We start from the raw sequence: 21,612 nt of genomic DNA on the forward strand, positions 1-21,612 counted from the left end.
GTACGTCTCACTGTCATCCGCGTCGGCGGCGAGCCCGTCCCGTACGAGCCGCCTTCGCCCGTTTGGCCGCGAAGCGCACGCCTCCGGGGCTCTCCCCGACCTCCACCCGGACGACGGTCGACAGCGGGTCCACCACTCCCTCACCCACCTGGAGGACGGACGTGGAGACCGCACCGAGCTTGGTCAGAGCGGTCGCCGCGGCCTTCAGCTCCTCCTCCGCCGTGTCCCCCTTCAGGGCCAGCATCTCGCCGTAGGGACGCAGCAGTGGAATCCCCCAGGTGGCCAACCGGTCCAGCGGCGCCACGGCACGGGCCGTCACCACATGCACCGGCGGCAGCGTGCCCATGACCTCCTCGGCACGGCCACGGACCACGGTCACATGATCCAGGCCGAGCAGCTCGACGACCTCGGTCAGGAAGTTGGTACGCCGCAGCAGCGGCTCCAGCAGGGTGATGTTGAGGTCCTCACGGACCAGCGCCAGGGGAATGCCCGGCAGACCGGCACCGGAGCCCACATCGCACACCGTCACCCCTTCGGGGACGGCCTCCGAGAGCACCGCACAGTTCAGCAGGTGCCGCTCCCACAGGCGGGGTACTTCCCGTGGGCCGATCAGACCACGCTGCACGCCTGCCTCGGCGAGCAGCTCCGCGTAGCGGACCGCATCGGCGAAGCGCTCGCCGAACACTTCCCGCGCCTGTTCAGGCGCCGGGGGGAGCTCCGCAGCCTCCGTCACGGGGACCGTCCTTCCGTACAGCGCCGGTGCTCCGCGCACCGGTCACCAAGAACTACCAGGCTGACAAAGTTCGGCCCCGTCTGCGGACAGACGGGGCCGGTAAAGCGGGGGGACCGATCAGGCGGGCAGCACGACGACGAACCGCTGCGGCTCCTCGCCCTCCGACTCGCTGCGCAGTCCGGCGGACTTGACCGCGTCGTGCACGACCTTGCGCTCGAACGGGGTCATCGGCTTGAGCTTCACGGGCTCGCCGGTGCTCTTCACCTCGGCGGCTGCCTTGGCACCCAGTTCGGAGAGCTCGGCGCGCTTCGTGGCCCGGTAGCCCGCGATGTCGAGCATCAGCCGGCTGCGGTCACCGGTCTCCCGGTGCACGGCCAGACGGGTCAGCTCCTGGAGCGCCTCCAGCACCTCCCCGTCACGGCCGACCAGCTTCTGCAGGTCGCGGCCGCCCGCGTCGCTGATGATCGACACGGAGGCGCGGTCGGCTTCGACATCCATGTCGATGTCGCCGTCGAGGTCGGCGATGTCCAGCAGACCTTCGAGGTAGTCCGCCGCGATCTCGCCTTCCTGCTCCAGGCGGGTGAGGGTGTCTGCACCCTCGGCAGCGGCGGAGGTGGTGCCTTCCGTCACGGGATGGGCTCCTTCTTACTTCTTGGACGGGGACTTGGGGCGCTGCGGACCGCCCTTGCGCTGACCGGACTGGGCCCTGCTGCGGCCGTTGGAGCCGGCCTTCGGGGGCTGCGGGGCGGCCGGCTTGGCGTCCTGCGGCTCGTCGGACTTCTCCAGCGAGGTCGTCTTCTCCGATGCGTCGGACTCATCGGCCGTGGAGTCGCCGGCCGCCTTCGGGCCACCGGACTGACGCTGGGCCTTGGACTGGCGCTTGGGCTGCTGACGCCTGGCGGCACCGCTGGTCACGACGCCGTCCTCGGTCTGCGCCAGGGCCTGGGCCTCGCCCTTCACCACGCTGCCGTCGGCCTGGGCCACGAGACCCGCCTTGGTCAGGGCGTTGACGAACTTGCGCTCGGACTCGTTGCGGTCGCGGCCCTTGGCGACGATGGCCTTGATGATGGTGCGCTCGCTGCGCCGACGGGTCTTGCCGTGGTGCGTGACGTGCTTGGTGAGGCGCTCCAGGTAGGCGGCCTGAGCCTTGGAACCCGGGGTCGGGTTGTTGCGGATGACGTACATCTGCTGACCCATGGTCCACACGTTGGTGGTCAGCCAGTAGACGAGGACACCGACCGGGAAGTTGATGCCGAAGACGGCGAACATGACCGGGAAGACGTACATCAGCATCTTCTGCTGCTGCATGAACGGCGTCTTGACCGTGGTGTCGACGTTCTTCGTCATCAGCTGGCGCTGCGTGTAGAACTGCGACGCCGACATCAGGACGATCATGATCGCGGTGACGACCCGGACGTCGGTGAGAGAGGCACCGAGCGCCTCGACCTTCGCGGAACCGTCCGTGAACTTCGCGGCGAGCGGTGCCCCGAAGATGTGCGCCTTCTGGGCACTGGCCAGCAAGGACTCGTTGATCACGCCGATGGTCTGGTTCGACGCGATGCCGTTGAGCACGTGGTACAGAGCGAAGAAGAACGGCGACTGCGCCAGGATGGGAAGGCACGAGGAGAGCGGGTTCGTACCCGACTCCTTGTACAGCTTCATCATCTCTTCGGACTGGCGCTGCTTGTCGTTCTTGTAGCGCTCCTGGATCTTCTTCATCTCGGGCTGGAGCGTCTGCATGGCCCGGGTCGCCTTGATCTGCTTCACGAAGAGCGGGATCAGGCAGATGCGGATCAGGATCACCAGGGACACGATGGACAAGCCCCAGGCCCAGCCCGTGTCAGGACCGAAGATCTTCCCGTACACGGAGTGGAACTGGACGATGACCCATGAGACGGGTGTCGTGATGAAGCTGAAGAGGCTGGCAATCGTGTCCACTAATCATGCTCCTTGGGCATGGGACGAGGTCTCTGCGGCCGGGCTCGAAGAGCGCTCGGTGAGAGGCTTCTCTTCGGTGGCCGAGGCGGCGGATTCCCCGCCCCTGCGTGCACGCCAGGCGTCACGCAGCATTTCGTGCCACCGCGGGCGCTTGCGCGGCGGAACATGGTCCACACCGCCGAGCGACCACGGGTTGCACCGCAGGATGCGCCAGGCGGTCAGTGCCGTTCCCTTGATCGCACCGTGCCGGTCGATGGCCGTGTAGCCGTAGTGGGAGCACGACGGGTAGTACTTGCACACCGGTCCGAGCAGCGGACTGATCGTCCACTGGTACAGCTTGATCAGAGCCAGCAGCGGGTACTTCATCGCGCGCCCCCTCCCAGCAGCCGCTCGACGGCGGCGTCCAGGTCTCGGGCCAGCTGTGCGTGGTCGGCGTCGCCCGCTCCGGGCAGCGCTCGTACGACTACCAGGCTACCGGGGGGAAAAAGGGCGACTCGGTCACGCATCAGATGGCGAAGTCTGCGCTTCACTGTGTTGCGCACGACCGCACCACCCACAGCCTTGCTCACGACGAAACCCGCACGCGTCGGGGGAGCGCTCTCCCCAGGCGCGTGCGGGTCCGTGGCACCGCTACGAAAGTGGACGACGAGGGACGGGCGGCCGGCCCGGCGCCCCCGTCGTACCGCGGTCGCGAAGTCCTCGCGCCGCCTCAGCCGATGCTCGGAAGGCAGCACGACGTCATGACCTGATCAGATCAGGCGGACAGGCTGGCGCGACCCTTTGCACGACGGTTCGCGAGAATCGCGCGGCCGGCACGGGTGCGCATCCGCAGGCGGAAGCCGTGGGTCTTGGCGCGACGACGGTTGTTCGGCTGGAAGGTGCGCTTGCTCACTCGGGGGCTCCAGAAATCAAATCGGTGTGGCGGGTGCCGTCCTGGCTGTCACCGTGCGCCCACGAGTAGCTCGTATCACGCCCGAGTGCACCGCTTCCCGATCACCTTCAGCGATCTGTGCCCATCGGAGGCAGGCGGCAGCAGCCATCGACAACTCGACCTGGTTACGGTACGCGGGGCTACGCCATTCGGTCAAACCAGCAGTGACGGAGAGACACTATCCACAGGCTGGGGACAACAACTTGAACCGCAGCCGCCACGCTGACTACCGTGGCTGAACTCCGATTCGTTCCTTTATCCCCGCCCGACCTGATTTTCATCCCGACCCGTCCTCGAACCACACGTTCGTGGGACCTGTGAGAGAGCGTGCCCTGTGGCTGACGTACCTGCCGATCTTGCCGCAGTGTGGCCACGAGTACTGGAGCAGCTCCTCGGTGAGGGCCGCGGTCAGGGTGTGGAGACGAAGGACGAGCACTGGATCCGGCGCTGCCAGCCGCTCGCGCTGGTCGCGGACACCGCCCTGCTCGCCGTACCGAACGAATTCGCGAAGAACGTACTGGAAGGCCGTCTCGCGCCGATCGTCAGCGAGAGCCTGAGCCGGGAGTGCGGCCGCCCGATCCGGATCGCGATCACCGTGGACGAGTCCGCGGGCGAGCCCCCGGCCCCGCCGGCGCCTCCCCTCCAGACACAGCGCTACGAGGAGCCCGAGCTTCCGTCGGCACCGCAGTACGACGGCGGGTACGGCCGGCACCGCGCCGAGCACCGGCCCGAGCCGCTCCCCGACCAGGGTGGCCGCGACGGCGGCCGGGACGCCGGGCGCGACCAGCTGCCGACCGCCCGTCCGGCCTACCCCTCCGAGTACCAGCGCCCCGAACCCGGCGCCTGGCCGCGCCCTGGACAGGACGAGTACAGCTGGCAGCAGCCGCGGCTCGGCTTCCCCGAGCGCGACCCCTATGCCTCACCGGCCCAGGACTCCTACCGCTCGGACGGCTACGGCGACTCCTACGCCCAGGAGTACCGCCCGCAGCAGCCGATGGACCGGCCGCCGTACGAGAAGCAGCGCGCCGAGTACGAACCGCCCCGCCCCGAGTACGACCGCCCGGACTACGACCGCCCCGACTACGAGCGCGGCGACTACGACCGGTCGGACTACGAGCGCCCCGACTACGACCAGCGGGACGCCGGGCGCCGTGAGCCGTCCGGCCCCTCGGGCGGGCCGGGCCAGGGCCACCGCGGCGGCACCGGACGCCCGGACCTGCCGGCGGGCGGCGGCGCGCCCGGCCCGCTGGGCGCCAAGCCCGCACCTGCCACGGGCCCCGGCGAGCCGACCGCCCGGCTGAACCCCAAGTACCTCTTCGACACGTTCGTCATCGGCGCGTCCAACCGCTTCGCCCACGCGGCCGCGGTCGCCGTCGCCGAGGCGCCCGCGAAGGCCTACAACCCGCTCTTCATCTACGGGGAGTCGGGGCTCGGCAAGACGCACCTGCTGCACGCGATCGGGCACTACGCGCGCAGCCTCTACCCCGGCACGCGCGTGCGGTACGTGAGCTCGGAGGAGTTCACCAACGAGTTCATCAACTCGATCCGCGACGGCAAGGGCGACAGCTTCCGCAAGCGCTACCGCGAGATGGACATCCTGCTCGTCGACGACATCCAGTTCCTCGCGGACAAGGAGTCGACGCAGGAGGAGTTCTTCCACACCTTCAACACGCTCCACAACGCGAACAAGCAGATCGTGCTGTCCAGCGACCGGCCGCCCAAGCAGCTGGTGACCCTGGAGGACCGGCTGCGGAACCGTTTCGAGTGGGGTCTGATCACCGACGTGCAGCCGCCGGAGCTGGAGACGCGGATCGCGATCCTCCGCAAGAAGGCGGTGCAGGAGCAGCTGAACGCCCCGCCGGAGGTACTGGAGTTCATCGCCTCCCGCATCTCCCGCAACATCCGTGAACTCGAGGGCGCGCTGATCCGCGTGACGGCGTTCGCGTCGCTCAACCGGCAGCCGGTCGACCTCGGGCTGACGGAGATCGTCCTCAAGGACCTGATCCCGGGCGGACAGGACACGACGCCCGAGATCACCGCGACGGCCATCATGGCGTCGACCGCCGACTACTTCGGCCTCACCGTCGAGGACCTGTGCGGCAGCTCGCGGGGCCGGCAGCTGGTCACGGCACGGCAGATCGCCATGTACCTGTGCCGGGAGCTGACGGATCTGTCGCTGCCGAAGATCGGGGCGCAGTTCGGCAACCGCGACCACACGACCGTGATGCACGCCGACCGGAAGATCCGGGCGCTGATGGCGGAGCGGCGGTCGATCTACAACCAGGTGACGGAGCTGACGAACCGCATCAAGAACGGGTAGCGGTAACAGGGCGACGGTTCTACGGCGTCCAGAGCGCCCTTGGGAGGGATCCCAGGGGCGCCTTTTGCTGTCCGCGGGCGCTTCGGGAGTGGTCTGCTGCGGGTCCGTGGGGGCTGGTCGCGCAGTTCCCCGCGCCACTGACGGGGCGCTGCCGCGAGGCTCGCTGTTCGATTAACGGCCTGGTTACGGCCGTCCTCCACAGATTTGCTGACTTTCTTGCGTCCACACCCTGGGGACTGTGAAGTTGTCCCGAACGTCGTCCACAGGCTGAGGGCCGGGAGGGCGTCGGGGCAGCTCAGGGGGCTGTGGAATCGTGGACGACGGATCTCCACAGCTTGTGGACGACGAAAGCTTCCACAGGCTGTGCATGAAGTTGTCCACCGGTAGCCCACAGGCTGAGGGGCAGTTGTCCCCAGCATTCCCCAGCTTCTCCACACGGCTGTCCACTGTTCGGCAACGTGACGCGCCCGCTCACCGGGTCGAGTGAAAGGCGTCACATGAAGGTGCCGGGTCGGCCTGTGGGAAAGGTACGCAAAGCTGGGGACGGGGCTGGGGAGAAGTCCACCCGGCCTGTGCACGGTGTGTGCAGAACTTTCTGTTCTCCACAGAGAGGGCAAGTTGTCCACCGGTGCCCTCCACAGGGGCAGTGGACAAAATCTCGGCCCTGAGCTGGGCAAACGAGGTTATCCACGGTATCCACAGCCCCTACTACTACTGACAACTAGAGAGAGCTCGGAATCCGTTTCGAAGGGGGCCCTGTGCACAACTCGCCCTTCGGCCGCCGACCGCGCCTCGTCACGACTTGACCCCGAGAGGCACCAGCTGTCAGTGCGGTGCGTCAGACTGGTCCCCGGTGTTCTTCCCCTCCCCGGGGCCGGCGACACCGGGACAGACGACGAAGACGCAGCAGGGCGAGAAGCCCCGGCAACAGCAGGAGGCGGGCTTACGGTGAAGATCCGGGTGGAACGCGACGTACTCGCGGAGGCAGTCGCCTGGGCGGCACGCAGCCTCCCGGCCCGTCCGCCGGCGCCGGTCCTCGCGGGCCTGCTCCTGAAGGCCGAGGACGGCCAGCTGAGCCTGTCCAGCTTCGACTACGAGGTCTCCGCGCGGGTCAGCGTCGAGACCGAGGTCGACGAGGAGGGCACGGTCCTGGTCTCCGGCCGGCTGCTCGCCGACATCTGCCGTGCGCTCCCCAACCGGCCGGTGGAGATTTCCACAGACGGTGTACGGGCGACGGTGGTCTGTGGATCCTCGCGGTTCACGCTGCACACGCTGCCGGTGGAGGAGTACCCCTCGCTGCCGCAGATGCCGAACGCCACGGGCACGGTCCCCGGCGAGGTCTTCGCCTCCGCCGTCTCCCAGGTGGCCATCGCCGCCGGCCGTGACGACACGCTGCCGGTGCTCACCGGTGTGCGCATCGAGATCGAGGGCGACACGGTCACCCTGGCCTCCACCGACCGCTACCGCTTCGCGGTCCGTGAGTTCCTGTGGAAGCCGGAGAACCCGGAGGCCTCCGCGGTCGCCCTGGTGCCCGCCAAGACCCTCCTGGACACCGCCAAGGCCCTCACGAGCGGCGACAGCGTCATCCTGGCCCTGTCCGGCTCGGGTGCGGGCGAGGGCCTGATCGGTTTCGAGGGTGCCGGCCGTCGTACGACCACGCGGCTGCTCGAGGGCGACCTGCCGAAGTACCGCACGCTCTTCCCGACCGAGTTCAACTCCGTCGCCGTGATCGAGACCGCCCCCTTCGTGGAGGCCGTCAAGCGCGTCGCCCTGGTCGCCGAGCGGAACACCCCGGTGCGGCTCAGCTTCGAGCAGGGGGTGCTCATCCTGGAGGCCGGTTCCAGCGACGACGCACAGGCTGTGGAAAGGGTGGACGCCCAGCTGGACGGCGACGACATCTCGATCGCCTTCAACCCGACGTTCCTGCTCGACGGCCTGAGCGCGATCGACTCGCCGGTCGCCCAGCTGTCGTTCACGACGTCCACGAAGCCCGCGCTGCTCAGCGGCAAGCCGGCGCTGGACGCCGAGGCGGACGAGGCCTACAAGTACCTGATCATGCCGGTGCGACTCAGCGGCTGAGTTGTCCACAGCTGTGCACGGTGCCGGGTGCCCCCTGTGGGTACCCGGCACCGTGGCGTGGTGGGTCACCGCGGGTCGCCCCAGGTGAGCGCCTATGCCCACAACTGTGCGCAAAGGACCGGGATTAGGCTCGGGCGCGGCACGAAAGTGCCTCTCCTGCCCCACCGCAACCTAAGGAACCAACTGATGGAGCTCGGTCTCGTCGGCCTCGGCAAGATGGGCGGCAACATGCGCGAGCGGATCCGCCGCGCGGGCCACACCGTCGTCGGATACGACCGCAACCCGGACCTCGCCGACGTCCACAGCCTGGAAGAGCTTGTGGGCAAGCTCAGCGGGCCCCGCGTGGTGTGGGTGATGGTCCCGGCCGGGGCGCCGACCCAGTCCACCGTGGACGAGCTGGCCGCGCTCCTGGAGCCCGGTGACGTGGTCGTCGACGGCGGCAACTCCCGCTGGACGGACGACGAGCGGCACGCCGAGGAGCTGGCGGCCAAGGGCATCGGCTTCGTCGACTGCGGGGTCTCCGGCGGTGTCTGGGGCCTGGAGAACGGCTACGCGTTGATGTACGGCGGCGACGCCGAGCACGTCGAGAAGGTCCGGCCGGTCTTCGACGCGCTGAAGCCGGAGGGCGACTTCGGTTCGGTGCACGCCGGGAAGGTCGGCGCGGGCCACTTCGCGAAGATGGTCCACAACGGCATCGAGTACGCGATGATGCAGGCCTACGCTGAGGGCTGGGAGCTGCTGGAGAAGGTGGACTCCGTCACGGACGTGCGCGAGGTCTTCCGCTCCTGGCAGGAGGGCACGGTCATCCGTTCCTGGCTGCTCGACCTCGCGGTCAACGCCCTCGACGAGGACGAGCACCTGGACCGGCTGAAGGGTTTCGCGCAGGACTCCGGCGAGGGCCGGTGGACGGTGGAGGCCGCGATAGACAACGCGGTGCCGCTGCCCGCGATCACCGCCTCGTTGTTCGCGCGGTTCGCGTCCCGGCAGGAGGACTCGCCGCAGATGAAGATGATCGCCGCGCTGCGCAACCAGTTCGGCGGCCACGCCGTAGAGGCGAAGTAGAGAAGAAGAAGTAGCAGGTCACGGGGAGGTCGGCGAAACACCCATGCACGTCACGCATCTGTCGCTGGCCGACTTCCGCTCCTATGCCCGGGTCGAGGTCCCGCTCGATCCGGGCGTCACCGCCTTCGTCGGCCCCAACGGCCAGGGCAAGACCAACCTGGTCGAGGCCGTCGGTTATCTCGCCACCCTCGGCAGTCACCGGGTGGCCACCGACGCGCCCCTGATCCGCATGGGTGCCGAGCGCGCGATCATCCGAGCGCAGGTCAGACAGGGCGACCGGCAGCAGCTGGTCGAGCTGGAGCTGAACCCGGGCAAGTCGAACCGCGCCCGCATCAACAGGTCCTCGCAGGTCAGGCCCCGGGACGTGCTGGGCATCGTACGGACCGTGCTGTTCGCGCCCGAGGACCTCGCGCTGGTCAAGGGTGACCCCGGTGAGCGCCGTCGTTTCCTCGACGAGCTGATCACGGCCCGCTCCCCGCGGATGGCCGGGGTGCGGTCGGACTACGAGCGGGTCCTCAAGCAGCGGAACACCCTGCTGAAGTCGGCGGCCCTGGCCCGGCGGCACGGCGGGCGTTCCATGGACCTGTCGACGCTCGACGTGTGGGACCAGCATCTCGCGCGGGCCGGTGCCGAGCTGCTGGCCCAGCGGCTGGACCTGATCGCGGCGATCCAGCCGCTCGCCGACAAGGCGTACGAGCAGCTGGCGCCCGGCGGCGGCCCGGTGGCGCTGGAGTACAAGCCGTCGGCGCCCGGTGAGGCGCACGCGCGCGAGGAGCTGTACGCCCAGCTGATGGCGGCTCTCGCGGACGCCCGCAAGCAGGAGATCGAGCGGGGGGTGACCCTGGTGGGTCCGCACCGCGAAGACCTGGTCCTCAAGCTGGGGCAGCTGCCCGCGAAGGGGTACGCCTCGCACGGTGAGTCCTGGTCGTACGCGCTGGCGCTGCGCCTCGCGTCGTACGACCTGCTGCGCGCCGAGGGCAACGAGCCGGTGCTGGTGCTCGACGACGTGTTCGCCGAGCTGGACGCCAGGCGCCGGGAGCGGCTGGCCGAGCTGGTCGCGCCCGGCGAGCAGGTGCTGGTGACGGCCGCGGTGGACGACGACGTGCCGCACCTGCTCACCGGTGCGCGGTACACGGTGGCCGACGGGACGGTGGAGCGGGTATGAGCACCGACGGGCCCGCTTCCGGGGACCGGCAGGAGCCCTCCGGTGTCGACCTGGCGCGGGTGGCGCTCAGGGCGGCGAAGGAGGCGGCACGCGCGCGTGGCGACGCGGCGCAGCAGAAGAAGCAGGCGCGGCGCGGTGGTCTGCGCTCCGGCGCGCGCGCCGACGGCCGTGACCCCATGGCGCTCGGATCCGCCATCAACCGGTTGATCACCGAGCGGGGCTGGGAGACGCCGGCGGCGGTCGGCGGTGTGATGGGGCGTTGGCCGCAGATCGTCGGCGAGGACCTGGCCAAGCACTGTGTGCCGCAGCGGTACGACGAGGACGAGCGGGTGCTGGTGGTGCAGTGCGACTCGACGGCCTGGGCGACCCAGCTGCGTCATCTCGCGCCCGCGTTGGTCGCGCGGCTGAACGAGGATCTGGGGCACGGCACGGTCCGCCTGATCAAGGTGCTGAATCCGGGTGGTCCAGTCCGCCGCTACGGCCCGCTGCGGGCCCCCGGGAGCACCGGGCCCGGCGATACCTACGGGTGACTTGCGTCACGCTCACAGCCGGGTGCGGTGCCCTCGTAGGGCCGTCCCGGCTGATGGTCGTACAACCGCACGCGGTTGCGAATCGCGACCTGACCCCGGAGTAGCCAAGGGTTGACAGCCGGAAGCGCTGGGTGCCTCCGTGAGCCCCTTGGAGCCCCCATCCGTATATCGGGAGTCGGCGGAGGCGGGTTCAGGGCGGCACATGCGGACTCAGGTACCGGCAAACCCCCATCACTGTCGGCGCTACCGGTAGACTGGGAGACAATCCCGCCCCGAACCTGGGGACCGCCCGGGAAAAGCTGAGCAACGCTGATCAAGGCTTACCAACGCAACATGCCGCAGCCGCTCCGGCAGCCCTCCTCGCGGGGGTATCCCCAGGAGCCCGGCTCGTGCTGTGCCAGTGCCAGAAAGGGCGCTTCGTGGCCGATTCCGGCAACCCCAACGAGAACATCCCGTCCACCGACGCCGGCGCGAACGGTGAGGTCACCGCCTCGTACGACGCCAGCGCCATCACCGTCCTCGAAGGGCTGGACGCGGTCCGCAAGCGACCCGGTATGTACATCGGCTCCACCGGCGAGCGCGGTCTGCACCACCTTGTGTACGAGGTCGTGGACAACTCCGTCGACGAGGCTCTGGCGGGCCACGCGGACACCATCGACGTGACGATCCTGGCCGACGGCGGCGTGCGCGTCGTCGACAACGGCCGTGGCATCCCGGTCGGCATCGTGGCGTCCGAGGGCAAGCCGGCCGTCGAGGTCGTGCTGACCGTGCTGCACGCGGGCGGCAAGTTCGGCGGCGGCGGCTATGCGGTCTCCGGTGGTCTGCACGGCGTCGGCGTCTCCGTCGTGAACGCCCTGTCGTCCCGGGTCTCGGTCGAGATCCGCACCGACGGCCACCGCTGGACGCAGGACTACAAGCTGGGCGTCCCGACGGCTCCGCTGGCGCAGCACGAGGAGACGAGCGAGACCGGCACCTCGGTCACGTTCTGGGCGGACCCGGACATCTTCGAGACCACCGAGTACTCCTTCGAGACGCTGTCGCGGCGCTTCCAGGAGATGGCGTTCCTCAACAAGGGCCTGACGATCCGGCTCACCGACGAGCGTGAGTCGGCGAAGGCCGTGGCCGGCGCGGACGAGGCCGGTGCGGACGAGAAGCCCGAGGTCAAGACGGTCACCTACCACTACGAGGGCGGCATCGTCGACTTCGTGAAGTACCTCAACTCCCGCAAGGGGGACGTGGTGCACCCGACGGTGATCGACCTGGAGGCCGAGGACCGGGACAAGAGCCTGTCCCTCGAGGTCGCCATGCAGTGGAACAGCGGCTACAGCGAGGGTGTGTACTCGTTCGCCAACATCATCCACACGCATGAGGGCGGTACCCACGAGGAGGGCTTCCGCGCCGCGCTGACGTCGCTGATCAACAAGTACGCGCGCGACAAGAAGCTGCTCCGGGAGAAGGACGACAACCTCACCGGTGACGACATCCGCGAGGGTCTGACCGCGATCATCTCGGTCAAGCTGAGCGAGCCGCAGTTCGAGGGCCAGACGAAGACCAAGCTGGGCAACACGGAGGCCAAGACCTTCGTGCAGAAGGCGGTCTACGAGCACCTGAACGACTGGCTGGACCGCAACCCGGTCGAGGCCGCGGACATCATCCGCAAGGGCATCCAGGCGGCCACCGCGCGCGTGGCGGCCCGCAAGGCGCGTGACCTCACCCGTCGCAAGGGCCTCCTGGAGAGCGCGTCGCTGCCGGGCAAGCTCTCGGACTGCCAGTCGAACGACCCCACCAAGTGCGAGATCTTCATCGTCGAGGGTGACTCCGCCGGCGGCTCGGCCAAGTCCGGCCGAAACCCGCAGTACCAGGCGATCCTCCCGATCCGGGGCAAGATCCTCAACGTCGAGAAGGCGCGGATCGACAAGATCCTGCAGAACCAGGAGATCCAGGCGCTGATCTCGGCGTTCGGCACGGGTGTGCACGAGGACTTCGACATCGAGAAGCTCCGCTATCACAAGATCATCTTGATGGCGGACGCCGACGTCGACGGCCAGCACATCTCCACCCTGCTGCTGACCTTCCTGTTCCGCTTCATGCGGCCGCTCGTCGAGGCCGGGCACGTGTACCTCTCCCGCCCGCCGCTGTACAAGATCAAGTGGGGCCGGGACGACGTCGAGTACGCCTACTCGGACCGCGAGCGCGACGCCCTTCTGGAGCTGGGCCGGCAGCGCGGCAAGCGCGTCCGCGAGGACTCGATCCAGCGCTTCAAGGGTCTCGGCGAGATGAACGCCGAGGAACTGCGTGTGACCACCATGGACCAGGAGCACCGGGTCCTCGGCCAGGTCACCCTCGACGACGCCGCCCAGGCCGACGACCTGTTCTCGGTCCTGATGGGCGAGGACGTCGAAGCCCGCCGCGCGTTCATCCAGCGCAACGCCAAGGACGTCCGCTTCCTCGACATCTGAGTCGGTCTCAGCTGACCGCACCAGGAAGGATCTTCACCAGCCATGGCCGACGAGAACACTCCTGTCACCCCTGCAGAGGGTGGCGAACTGGCGATGCGCGTCGAGCCCGTCGGGCTCGAGACGGAGATGCAGCGCTCATACCTGGACTACGCGATGTCCGTCATCGTGTCCCGCGCGCTGCCCGACGTCCGCGACGGACTCAAGCCCGTGCACCGCCGCGTCCTGTACGCGATGTACGACGGCGGCTACCGCCCCGAGCGCGGCTTCTACAAGTGCGCCCGTGTCGTCGGTGACGTCATGGGCAACTACCACCCGCACGGCGACTCCTCGATCTACGACGCCCTGGTGCGACTCGCCCAGCCGTGGTCGATGCGGATGCCGCTGGTCGACTCCAACGGCAACTTCGGCTCTCCGGGCAACGACCCGGCGGCCGCCATGCGGTACACCGAGTGCAAGCTGGCGCCGCTGTCGATGGAGATGGTCCGCGACATCGACGAGGAGACCGTCGACTTCACGGACAACTACGACGGCCGCTCCCAGGAGCCGACCGTCCTGCCGGCCCGCTTCCCGAACCTGCTGATCAACGGCTCCGCCGGTATCGCGGTCGGCATGGCGACCAACATCCCGCCGCACAACCTGCGCGAGGTCGCGGCCGGTGCCCAGTGGTACCTGGAGAATCCGGATGCCTCGCACGAGGAGCTCCTGGACGCGCTGATCGAGCGCATCAAGGGCCCCGACTTCCCGACCGGCGCGCTGGTCGTCGGCCGCAAGGGCATCGAGGAGGCGTACCGCACGGGCCGCGGCTCGATCACCATGCGTGCGGTCGTCGAGGTCGAGGAGATCCAGAACCGCCAGTGCCTGGTGGTCACGGAGCTGCCGTACCAGACCAACCCCGACAATCTCGCGCAGAAGATCGCCGACCTGGTGAAGGACGGCAAGGTCGGCGGCATCGCCGACGTCCGCGACGAGACCTCCTCGCGTACCGGCCAGCGCCTGGTCATCGTGCTGAAGCGGGACGCGGTCGCCAAGGTCGTCCTGAACAACCTGTACAAGCACACCGACCTCCAGTCCAACTTCGGCGCCAACATGCTGGCGCTGGTCGACGGCGTGCCGCGCACGCTGTCGCTGGACGCGTTCATCCGGCACTGGGTGACGCACCAGATCGAGGTCATCGTCCGCCGGACGCGCTTCCGGCTGCGCAAGGCCGAGGAGCGCGCCCACATCCTGCGCGGTCTGCTGAAGGCGCTGGACGCCATCGACGAGGTCATCGCGCTCATCCGGGCCAGTGAGACGGTCGACATCGCGCGTACGGGCCTGATGGGCCTCCTGGAGATCGACGAGATCCAGGCCAACGCCATCCTCGAGATGCAGCTGCGCCGGCTGGCCGCCCTGGAGCGCCAGAAGATCATTCAGGAGCACGACGAACTCCAGGCGAAGATCACCGAGTACAACGCGATCCTGGCCTCGCCGGAGCGTCAGCGTGCCATCGTCAGCGCCGAGCTCGCCGCACTCGTGGAGAAGTTCGGTGACGACCGCAAGACCATGCTGGTGCCCTACGACGGTGACATGTCCATCGAGGACCTGATCGCCGAGGAGGACATCGTCGTCACGGTCTCGCGCGGCGGCTACGTCAAGCGCACCAAGACCGTCGACTACCGGGCGCAGAAGCGCGGCGGCAAGGGCGTGCGCGGCACGAAGCTGAAGGAAGACGACATCGTCGACCACTTCTTCGTCTCGACCACGCACCACTGGCTGCTGTTCTTCACCAACAAGGGCCGGGTGTACCGGGCGAAGGCGTACGAGCTGCCGGACGCCGGCCGGGACGCGCGCGGTCAGCACGTGGCGAACCTGCTGGCCTTCCAGCCGGACGAGGCGATCGCCGAGATCCTCGCGATCCGCGACTACGACGCGGCGGACTACCTGGTGCTCGCCACCAAGGCCGGTCTGGTCAAGAAGACGCCTCTGAAGGATTACGATTCGCCCCGCTCCGGCGGTGTCATCGCGATCAACCTGCGGGAGCGCGAGGACGGTTCCGATGACGAACTGATCGGTGCCGAACTGGTCTCGGCAGACGATGATCTGCTTCTGATCAGCAAGAAGGCACAGTCGATCCGGTTCACCGCCTCCGACGACACTCTGCGTCCCATGGGCCGGGCCACCTCCGGTGTCAAGGGCATGAGTTTCCGCGCGGACGATGAACTTCTGTCGATGAATGTTGTTCGACCCGGTACGTTCGTGTTCACTGCCACCGACGGGGGGTACGCGAAGCGGACCCGTGTCGACGAGTACCGCGTCCAGGGCCGCGGCGGCCTCGGCATCAAGGCCGCCAAGATCGTGGAGGACCGCGGTTCGCTGGTCGGCGCGCTGATCGTCGAGGAGAACGACGAGATCCTCGCCATCACCCTGTCCGGCGGTGTGATTCGTACGCGAGTCAGCGGGGTCAGGGAGACGGGCCGTGACACCATGGGCGTCCAACTGATCAACCTGGGCAAGCGCGATGCCGTCGTCGGTATCGCACGTAACGCCGAGGCCGGCAGCGAGGCGGAGGAAGTCGACGGCGTGGACGCCGTGGACGAGTCCGCCGAGGGTGTCGCGACCAGCGGCACGGACGAGGGTGAGGCGCCCTCGGCCGAGTAGGCACGAGGAGTGAGTCATCGTGAGCGGAGCCACGGGCGCCGGATCGGCCGGTACCTCTACGGGTACGGATGCGGACGGCGGCGGCCGTGGCTCCGCCGCGTCCGGCGGGGGCGGCGCGCCGCAGCCGCAGCCGGCGGACACGCACACCACCCAGCTGAAGGCGATCAAGGCGCCCGCCAAGGGGCCCGGTCCGGACGCGCAGGGAACCCAGGGGGGAACCGTGACCGACAGCCGAGGCCCGGGTGCACCGGGGACGCCGGGCGCCCAGCCGGCGACCGCACAGCAGCAGGCCCCTTCCCCGTTGCCCGGGGAGCGCCGCCAGGAGCAGCCCGCCGGGCCTTACCACCCGCCGCAGGCCTACCCGGCGGAGGCCGCGCAGACGCCCACGGGGGCGGTACGACGGCCTCGTACCGGCGCCGGCGCGCGCACCGCGCCGCGCACCCGCAAGGCCCGGCTGCGGGTCGCCAAGGCCGACCCGTGGTCGGTGATGAAGGTCAGCTTCCTGCTCTCCATCGCGCTGGGCATCTGCTCGATCGTGGCGGCCGCGGTGCTGTGGATGGTGCTGGACGCGATGGGCGTGTTCTCCACGGTCGGCGGCACGATCTCGGAGGCGACCGGATCCAACGAGTCGAACGGCTTCGACCTCCAGTCGTTCCTGTCCCTGCCGCACGTCCTGATGTTCACGGCGATCATCGCGGTCATCGACGTCGTCCTCGCGACGGCGCTGGCGACGCTCGGCGCGTTCATCTACAACCTCTCTGCGGGTTTCGTCGGCGGCGTCGAGCTGACCTTGGCCGAGGACGAGTGACCGGGGTTCAAACCTCTCCTGTCGGTCCCCCGACAACCGATTTTGGGACTGCCCCGGTCGTGCGCTAATCTTCAGGAGTCAGCGCGCGGGACACACACCGCAAAGCGCGGCGGGGCTATAGCTCAGTTGGTTAGAGCGCATCCCTGATAAGGATGAGGCCACAGGTTCAAATCCTGTTAGCCCCACCAGCTAAAAGACCCCCGGACCATCGGTCCGGGGGTCTTTTGACGCCATCAGGCGCGCGTCGTAGCCCCGCACCAGTCTCACGATCCGAAGATCACTTGGAGAACGACCCCGATGAGTCCCAGTCCGGGGAGCGCGGCGACTGCCAGACACCACCAGGAAGCCGTCTTCGCAAGCCGCGTTCCGTGCTCCCGCAGGACCGCGAAAGCTGTCAACGCGACGCCGACCACGACAGCGGAACAGAAAAGCGCCGCCATGGTTCACCTCCCCGGTCCGCGAGACTCTACTGCCCTTCCCCGCCAGCGCCTTTGCCCCGTCCTTCTCGCCCTCCGACGGCTGGGCGATATGAGACAGCCCTTGTGGGGCCTGTAGGGGTGGAGAGGGCATGGAAGAACCCGACCGCTGGCGACGGGGGATGCACCAGCGATCGGGCTGTGGCCAGCGTAACAAGGTGGCCTGTGCGGTGGGAGTCAACTTCTCAGCCGTCGTGAGCAGTTGTGATCGGGATCACTCAGAGACGGTCTGATATGTGGGCGGATCAGTCGTCGCAGGGTGGGTCGTAGGTGAGGCGGGGGAGGTACTCGCGCCATCTGGCCGGGGTGAGCACGTTGCGGGTGGCCGAGCAGATACGGGTGACCGCCTCGTCGACGTCCAGGCTCCACAGGCGGACCGTGTCGGCGCCGCTGGAGACGCCCAGCATGTCGCTCTGCGGGCCGAAGGAGAGGAAGTTGCCGGTCTTGGCGTTGGGGCTCATCGACTGCCCGATGGGGTGGGCGGAGGCGGGGGCGGAGACGTTCCACAGGCGGACCGTGTTGTCGTTGCCGCCGCTGGCCAGGGTCCTGCCGTCCCGGCTGAAGGTCAGGGAGACCACGGCCTCGGTGTGACCGGTGAGAACCGCGCCCAGCCGCCTCGCGTGCTCCGGGTCGGAGACGCCCCAGAGCCGGACCGTGTCGTCGTCGCTGCCGCTGGCCAGGGTGTGCCCGTCGGGGCTGTAGGCCAGGGTGTTGACCGGGCCCAGGTGTCCCGTGAGGGGGCTGCCCAGGGACCTGGCCGAGACCGGGTCGGAGACGTCCCACAGGCGGACCGTGCCGTCCGCGCTGCCGCTGGCCAGGGTCCTGCCGTCCGGGCTGAAGACGAGCGCGTTGACATACCCGGTGTGGCCCCTGAGGGGCTCGCCGACGCGCCTGGGCCGGGCCGGGTCGGAGATGTCCAGGAGCTGCACCGTGCGGTCGTCGTAGTCGGCGGCCACGGTGTGCCCGTCGGGGCTCAGGGCCAGCGCCTCGGCGCCCGCGTAGCGGGTGTCCAGCCGGACCGGTCTGCCGTACTGCGCGGGGTGCGCGGGGTCGGAGACGTTCCACAGCTGCACCCAGTTGACGTTGTTCTCGCCGGTCAGGATGACCAGGGTGCGGCCGTCGCGGGTGAACACCATCGAGCGAAGATCCCGCCACCCGGTCCGGAACGGCTCGCCGAGCGCCGTGGGCCGGGCCGGGTCCGAGATGTTCCACAGCCGCATCCGGCTGTCGCCGCCCCCGGTGGCCAGGACCCGTCCGTCCGGGCTGAACGTCCCCGACTCGCCGATCATGTCCGCTCCCGGGACCGACCAGAGCCGCACCTTGCCGTCACCGCTGCCGGTGGCGAGGGTGTGGCCATCCGGGCTCCAGCCGACGGCGTACATCTCGCCGCTGCTGCCCGCGAGCGGCTCGCCCACCTGGGAGGGGAACGCCGGGTTGTCGACGTTCCACAGGCTGGCCGTGGAGTCCGCGCTGCCCGCCGCGAGCATGGAGCCGTCGGGACTGAAGGCCACCGACCAGACGGGCCCGGTGTGGCCGGTGAGCGGACCGCCGAGGGCCTTGGCGTGAGCCGGGTCGGAGACGTCCCACAGCCGTACGGTGTCGTCCTTGCTGCCGCTGGCCAGGGTCCGGCCGTCCGGGCTGAAGGCCACCGAGTGCACGGTCATGGAGTGTCCGAGCAGCGGAGCGCCGACGTGTCCGGGATGCCGTGGGTCGGACACGTCGTAGAGCAGGATCGAGTTGTCGTCGCTGCCGGCCGCGAGCGTGTGGCCGTCCGGGCTGAACGCGATGGAGCGGACGGCCTCGGTGTGGCCGGTGAGGGTGCCCAGCGAGGCCGGACGGCGTGGGTCGTGCACGTCCCACAGGCGTACGGTGCGGTCCTCGTCGGCGGTGGCCAGGGTACGGCCGTCCGGGCTGAACGCGGCCAGGTAGATGGTTCCGTCGTGGCCGGTCAGAGGGGCGGCCAGGGCGGTGGGGTGGGTCGGGTCGGAGACGTCCCACAGGCGTACGGTGCCGTCGTCTCCGGCACTGGCCAGAGTGCGGCCGTCCGGGCTGAAGACCGCGCTGGAGACCCAGCTGGTGTGGCCGCGCAGTGGCTCGCCCAGGGGTTCGGGCCGGGTCGGATCGCTGACGTCCCACAGCCGGACCGTGCGGTCGTAGGCGGCGGTGGCCAGGAGCTTGCCGTCGGGGCTGAAGGAGGTCAGGTAGACGGCGCCGGTGTGGCCGAGGAGAGGTGTGGCCAGGGGCGCGTTCACGATCGATATCAGGCGGTTGCCGGCGCCCTCGTCGTCCCGGCGCAGGCCGTGCGCGACCAGGTCCAGCTGGGCGGAGAGCGACGGGTCCGAGTACTGGAACCGGTCGGCCTCCGCGATCACCTGCTCGAACACCGCGTCGTCCCGCTGCTGCCGGGCGATCACCGCGGAACCCGCGGCCAGTAACGCGAGCACGACCAGTGCCGACACCGCGGCCCGGCTGAGCCAGACCGTGCGCCGGCGCAGCCGGACCGAGGCCGCCAGGAACTCCACCGCGCTGCGGGTCAGAGAGGTGTCACCGGCCGACTTCGCCCAGGCGTGGGCCTGCTCGAGCCGTGAACCCCGGTAGAGCAGCGCGGAGTCGTGGTGTGACTCGTCCCAGGCCCGGCCGTCCTCCTCCAGCCGCTGGCGCAGCAGGTTGCCGTTGCGGTCCTCGTCCAGCCACTCCCGCAGCCGGGGCCACGCGTGCAGCAAAGCCTCGTGGGTGATCTCCACGGTGTCCGCGTCCAGTGTCACCAGCCGGGCCCGGACCAGGGCTTCGAGTGACTCCTCGGTCTTGTTCGGGTCGGTGGATTCGGCGGCCAGCTGGCGGCGGGTGCCGCGCCTGCGGGTCGCCTGGGTGTCCTCGCCGAGTCGCACCAGACGGAGCAGGAGCAGTCGGGCGGCGGTACGGGCGGCCGGGTCGAGCCCGGACCAGGCGCGTTCGGCGGTCGCGGCGACGGCGCCCTGGATGCCCCCGGCCGCCCGGTAGCCGGCCAGGGTCAGCCGGCCGCCCTTGCGGCGCTGCCAGGTGGCGAGCAGGGCGTGGGAGAGGAGCGGCAGGACACCGGCGTCGTGGGCGCCGCGCGGGCCGTCGGCGCTCACCTCACGGACGATCAGTTCGGCGAGGCCCGACTCCAGTTCCAGGCCCACCGCCTTGGCCGGACCGGTCACGGCCTCGCGCAGTTCGGCCGTGGTCAGCGGGCCGAGCACCATGTGCCGGTGCTGGAGCGCGTCGGCCAGCTCGGGGTAGCCGAGGCACTGCTCGTAGAAGTCGGCGCGGATACCGAGGACGACCAGGGCGGGGGCCGGCCCGCCGGAAGGGGCGGAAGTGCTGGCCGAGTGCAGGAGCTGGACGAAGGTGCGCCGGTCCGCCTCGTCGGCGCAGAGGGTGAAGGTCTCCTCGAACTGGTCCACGATCAGGACCGGACGGGGCGGGGCGGCAGGCGAGGGGGAGGTTTCACGTGAAACATCGCCGGTCGGCTGCCGAGCCCAGTTCCTGACCGCTTCCCGGACGGCGTCCGGGTCGTCCGGGTCCGCGAGTTCGGCCAGCTGGGGTATCCGGCGGGTCAGCTCCTTCACCGGGTCCGCGCCCGGGACGAGCTGAAGGATCTCGCGGGGGCCGCTTGCGTCGCCGTTCAGGGCGCCGTGCTGCAACGCGGTGACCAGACCGGCGTTCAGCAGTGAGGACTTTCCCGCGCCCGAGGCGCCGACCAGCATGACCAGGCCGCCGGCCGTCCGTGCCGAGCGGAGCTGGGCGACCAGGGCGTCGGTGCTGCGTTCCCGGCCGAAGAACCAGCGGGCGTCCTCACGTCGGTAGGAGGCCAGACCGCGGTACGGGCAGACGCTGTCGACCGGCGGTGCCTCGGCCTCCTCGGCCGTCTCCGGTACGGGCGGATCGGCGACCGGGTCGGCCACGGCCCGCTCCCACAGCTTCTGCCAGTGGGTCAGGTCGTACAGCCCGGAGGAGACCGGCGCCGGCTGGGAGCGGCGGGCCTGCGGGATGAGGACGTGGAGTACGGCGGAGAGCGCGGCGAACTGCGCGGGGACGTTCTTCGCCCGCCGCCAGTCGCTGATCCGCTGGGCGGAGACCCGCACGGGCCGCCCCCGCTCGTCCACGCGATGCAGCCGGTCGACCGCCTCCGCGACGCGTTTGAGCGGAGGATTGCCGGCCTCCCTGTACAGCAACGCGAGACGTTCCGCGAAGGCTGTGCGTGCCCCAGCGTCGGGACCCAAGGCGCTCCACCCCTTACTTCCCCCGCTGCTGGACATCCGGACCGGAAAACTCACTTTATACGGCTGACCTGCGGCGAAGCCCCGAGCCGGATGTCCTGGCCTCCTCAGATCCGGGCCTCGGCTGGCAGGATTTCGCCGCAGCAACGCGGTAATCGGGTGTCGCCCGACGGGCCGACCAGCCCACCAGTGGCTGAGACAGTTCACGGCACCGCACGTTCTCGGTCACCTTC

General features: G+C 69.4%; 15 protein-coding genes and 1 tRNA gene. 9 read left to right on the forward strand and 7 right to left on the reverse strand.

Translation table 11 applies throughout. The features are described 5' to 3' along the window. Positions 1 to 13 precede the first annotated feature (13 nt). The 6 genes from rsmG to rpmH form a co-directional block, all read right to left on the reverse strand. Positions 14 to 733, reverse strand: coding sequence for a 16S rRNA (guanine(527)-N(7))-methyltransferase RsmG (rsmG, locus tag MB828_RS10410; RefSeq protein ID WP_301647912.1), 720 nt, complete (start codon positions 731 to 733; stop codon positions 14 to 16). 117 nt (positions 734 to 850) lie between these two features. Continuing rightward, positions 851 to 1,363: a protein jag gene (locus tag MB828_RS10415; RefSeq protein ID WP_133023701.1), complete on the reverse strand. Its 513-nt coding sequence runs from the start codon at positions 1,361 to 1,363 to the stop codon at positions 851 to 853. A 15-nt stretch (positions 1,364 to 1,378) separates the two neighbouring features. Further along, positions 1,379 to 2,671 carry a membrane protein insertase YidC gene (yidC, locus tag MB828_RS10420; RefSeq protein ID WP_301647913.1) on the reverse strand — a complete coding sequence of 431 codons (1,293 nt, stop codon included), beginning with the start codon at positions 2,669 to 2,671 and terminating at the stop codon, positions 1,379 to 1,381. A gap of 3 nt (positions 2,672 to 2,674) precedes the next feature. Beyond that, a complete protein-coding gene (gene yidD / locus MB828_RS10425; protein ID WP_301647914.1) occupies positions 2,675 to 3,037 on the reverse strand; it encodes a membrane protein insertion efficiency factor YidD in 363 nt (120 codons plus the stop codon). Next, positions 3,034 to 3,405 carry a ribonuclease P protein component gene (rnpA, locus tag MB828_RS10430; protein ID WP_133023698.1) on the reverse strand — a complete coding sequence of 124 codons (372 nt, stop codon included), beginning with the start codon at positions 3,403 to 3,405 and terminating at the stop codon, positions 3,034 to 3,036. Before rnpA ends, yidD begins: the two co-directional genes overlap by 4 nt. Before the next feature lie 20 nt (positions 3,406 to 3,425). After that, positions 3,426 to 3,563, reverse strand: a complete 138-nt coding sequence (rpmH, locus tag MB828_RS10435; RefSeq protein ID WP_015659252.1) for a 50S ribosomal protein L34 — start codon at positions 3,561 to 3,563, stop codon at positions 3,426 to 3,428. A gap of 373 nt (positions 3,564 to 3,936) precedes the next feature. Between rpmH and dnaA the strand changes: the two genes are divergently transcribed. The 9 genes from dnaA (at position 3,937) to MB828_RS10480 (ending at position 16,850) form a co-directional block, all read left to right on the forward strand. Then, a complete protein-coding gene (gene dnaA, locus MB828_RS10440) occupies positions 3,937 to 5,922 on the forward strand; it encodes a chromosomal replication initiator protein DnaA (protein WP_301647915.1) in 1,986 nt (661 codons plus the stop codon). 948 nt (positions 5,923 to 6,870) lie between these two features. Further along, positions 6,871 to 8,001, forward strand: coding sequence for a DNA polymerase III subunit beta (gene dnaN / locus MB828_RS10445; RefSeq protein ID WP_046727617.1), 1,131 nt, complete (start codon positions 6,871 to 6,873; stop codon positions 7,999 to 8,001). A 186-nt stretch (positions 8,002 to 8,187) separates the two neighbouring features. Continuing rightward, positions 8,188 to 9,063 carry a phosphogluconate dehydrogenase (NAD(+)-dependent, decarboxylating) gene (gnd, locus tag MB828_RS10450; RefSeq protein ID WP_046727618.1) on the forward strand — a complete coding sequence of 292 codons (876 nt, stop codon included), beginning with the start codon at positions 8,188 to 8,190 and terminating at the stop codon, positions 9,061 to 9,063. A 43-nt stretch (positions 9,064 to 9,106) separates the two neighbouring features. Beyond that, positions 9,107 to 10,228, forward strand: a complete 1,122-nt coding sequence (recF, locus tag MB828_RS10455; RefSeq protein ID WP_301647916.1) for a DNA replication/repair protein RecF — start codon at positions 9,107 to 9,109, stop codon at positions 10,226 to 10,228. Beyond that, positions 10,225 to 10,758 carry a DUF721 domain-containing protein gene (locus MB828_RS10460; RefSeq protein ID WP_301647917.1) on the forward strand — a complete coding sequence of 178 codons (534 nt, stop codon included), beginning with the start codon at positions 10,225 to 10,227 and terminating at the stop codon, positions 10,756 to 10,758. Before recF ends, MB828_RS10460 begins: the two co-directional genes overlap by 4 nt. A gap of 419 nt (positions 10,759 to 11,177) precedes the next feature. Then, positions 11,178 to 13,217, forward strand: coding sequence for a DNA topoisomerase (ATP-hydrolyzing) subunit B (gyrB, locus tag MB828_RS10465; RefSeq protein ID WP_133023959.1), 2,040 nt, complete (start codon positions 11,178 to 11,180; stop codon positions 13,215 to 13,217). Positions 13,218 to 13,259: 42 nt separating this feature from the next. Further along, entirely contained in the window at positions 13,260 to 15,854 is a 2,595-nt protein-coding gene (gene gyrA / locus MB828_RS10470) for a DNA gyrase subunit A (RefSeq protein ID WP_301647918.1), read from the forward strand. 19 nt (positions 15,855 to 15,873) lie between these two features. Beyond that, positions 15,874 to 16,662 (forward strand): DUF3566 domain-containing protein, encoded by a 789-nt coding sequence (locus tag MB828_RS10475; RefSeq protein ID WP_133023693.1) that lies wholly within the window; start codon positions 15,874 to 15,876, stop codon positions 16,660 to 16,662. 111 nt (positions 16,663 to 16,773) lie between these two features. Beyond that, positions 16,774 to 16,850, forward strand: a tRNA-Ile gene (locus MB828_RS10480). Between the two features lie 533 nt (positions 16,851 to 17,383). Here the strand turns inward: MB828_RS10480 and MB828_RS10485 are convergent. Next, complete coding sequence (locus tag MB828_RS10485; protein WP_301647919.1) at positions 17,384 to 21,418, reverse strand: WD40 repeat domain-containing protein; 4,035 nt, start codon at positions 21,416 to 21,418, stop codon at positions 17,384 to 17,386. Positions 21,419 to 21,612: the final 194 nt, after the last annotated feature.

Origin of the sequence: Streptomyces arenae (assembly GCF_022343545.1) — a bacterium.
GTDB lineage: Bacteria > Actinomycetota > Actinomycetes > Streptomycetales > Streptomycetaceae > Streptomyces > Streptomyces humi.

Excerpts from the sequence above, each read along its gene's own strand:
- recF (WP_301647916.1), top strand. The coding sequence starts at position 9,107 with ATGCACGTCACGCATCTGTCGCTGGCCGACTTCCGCTCCTATGCCCGG.
- MB828_RS10485 (WP_301647919.1), bottom strand. The coding sequence starts at position 21,418 with ATGTCCAGCAGCGGGGGAAGTAAGGGGTGGAGCGCCTTGGGTCCCGAC.
- gnd (WP_046727618.1), top strand. The coding sequence starts at position 8,188 with ATGGAGCTCGGTCTCGTCGGCCTCGGCAAGATGGGCGGCAACATGCGC.
- MB828_RS10460 (WP_301647917.1), top strand. The coding sequence starts at position 10,225 with ATGAGCACCGACGGGCCCGCTTCCGGGGACCGGCAGGAGCCCTCCGGT.
- gyrA (WP_301647918.1), top strand. The coding sequence starts at position 13,260 with ATGGCCGACGAGAACACTCCTGTCACCCCTGCAGAGGGTGGCGAACTG.
- yidD (WP_301647914.1), bottom strand. The coding sequence starts at position 3,037 with ATGAAGTACCCGCTGCTGGCTCTGATCAAGCTGTACCAGTGGACGATC.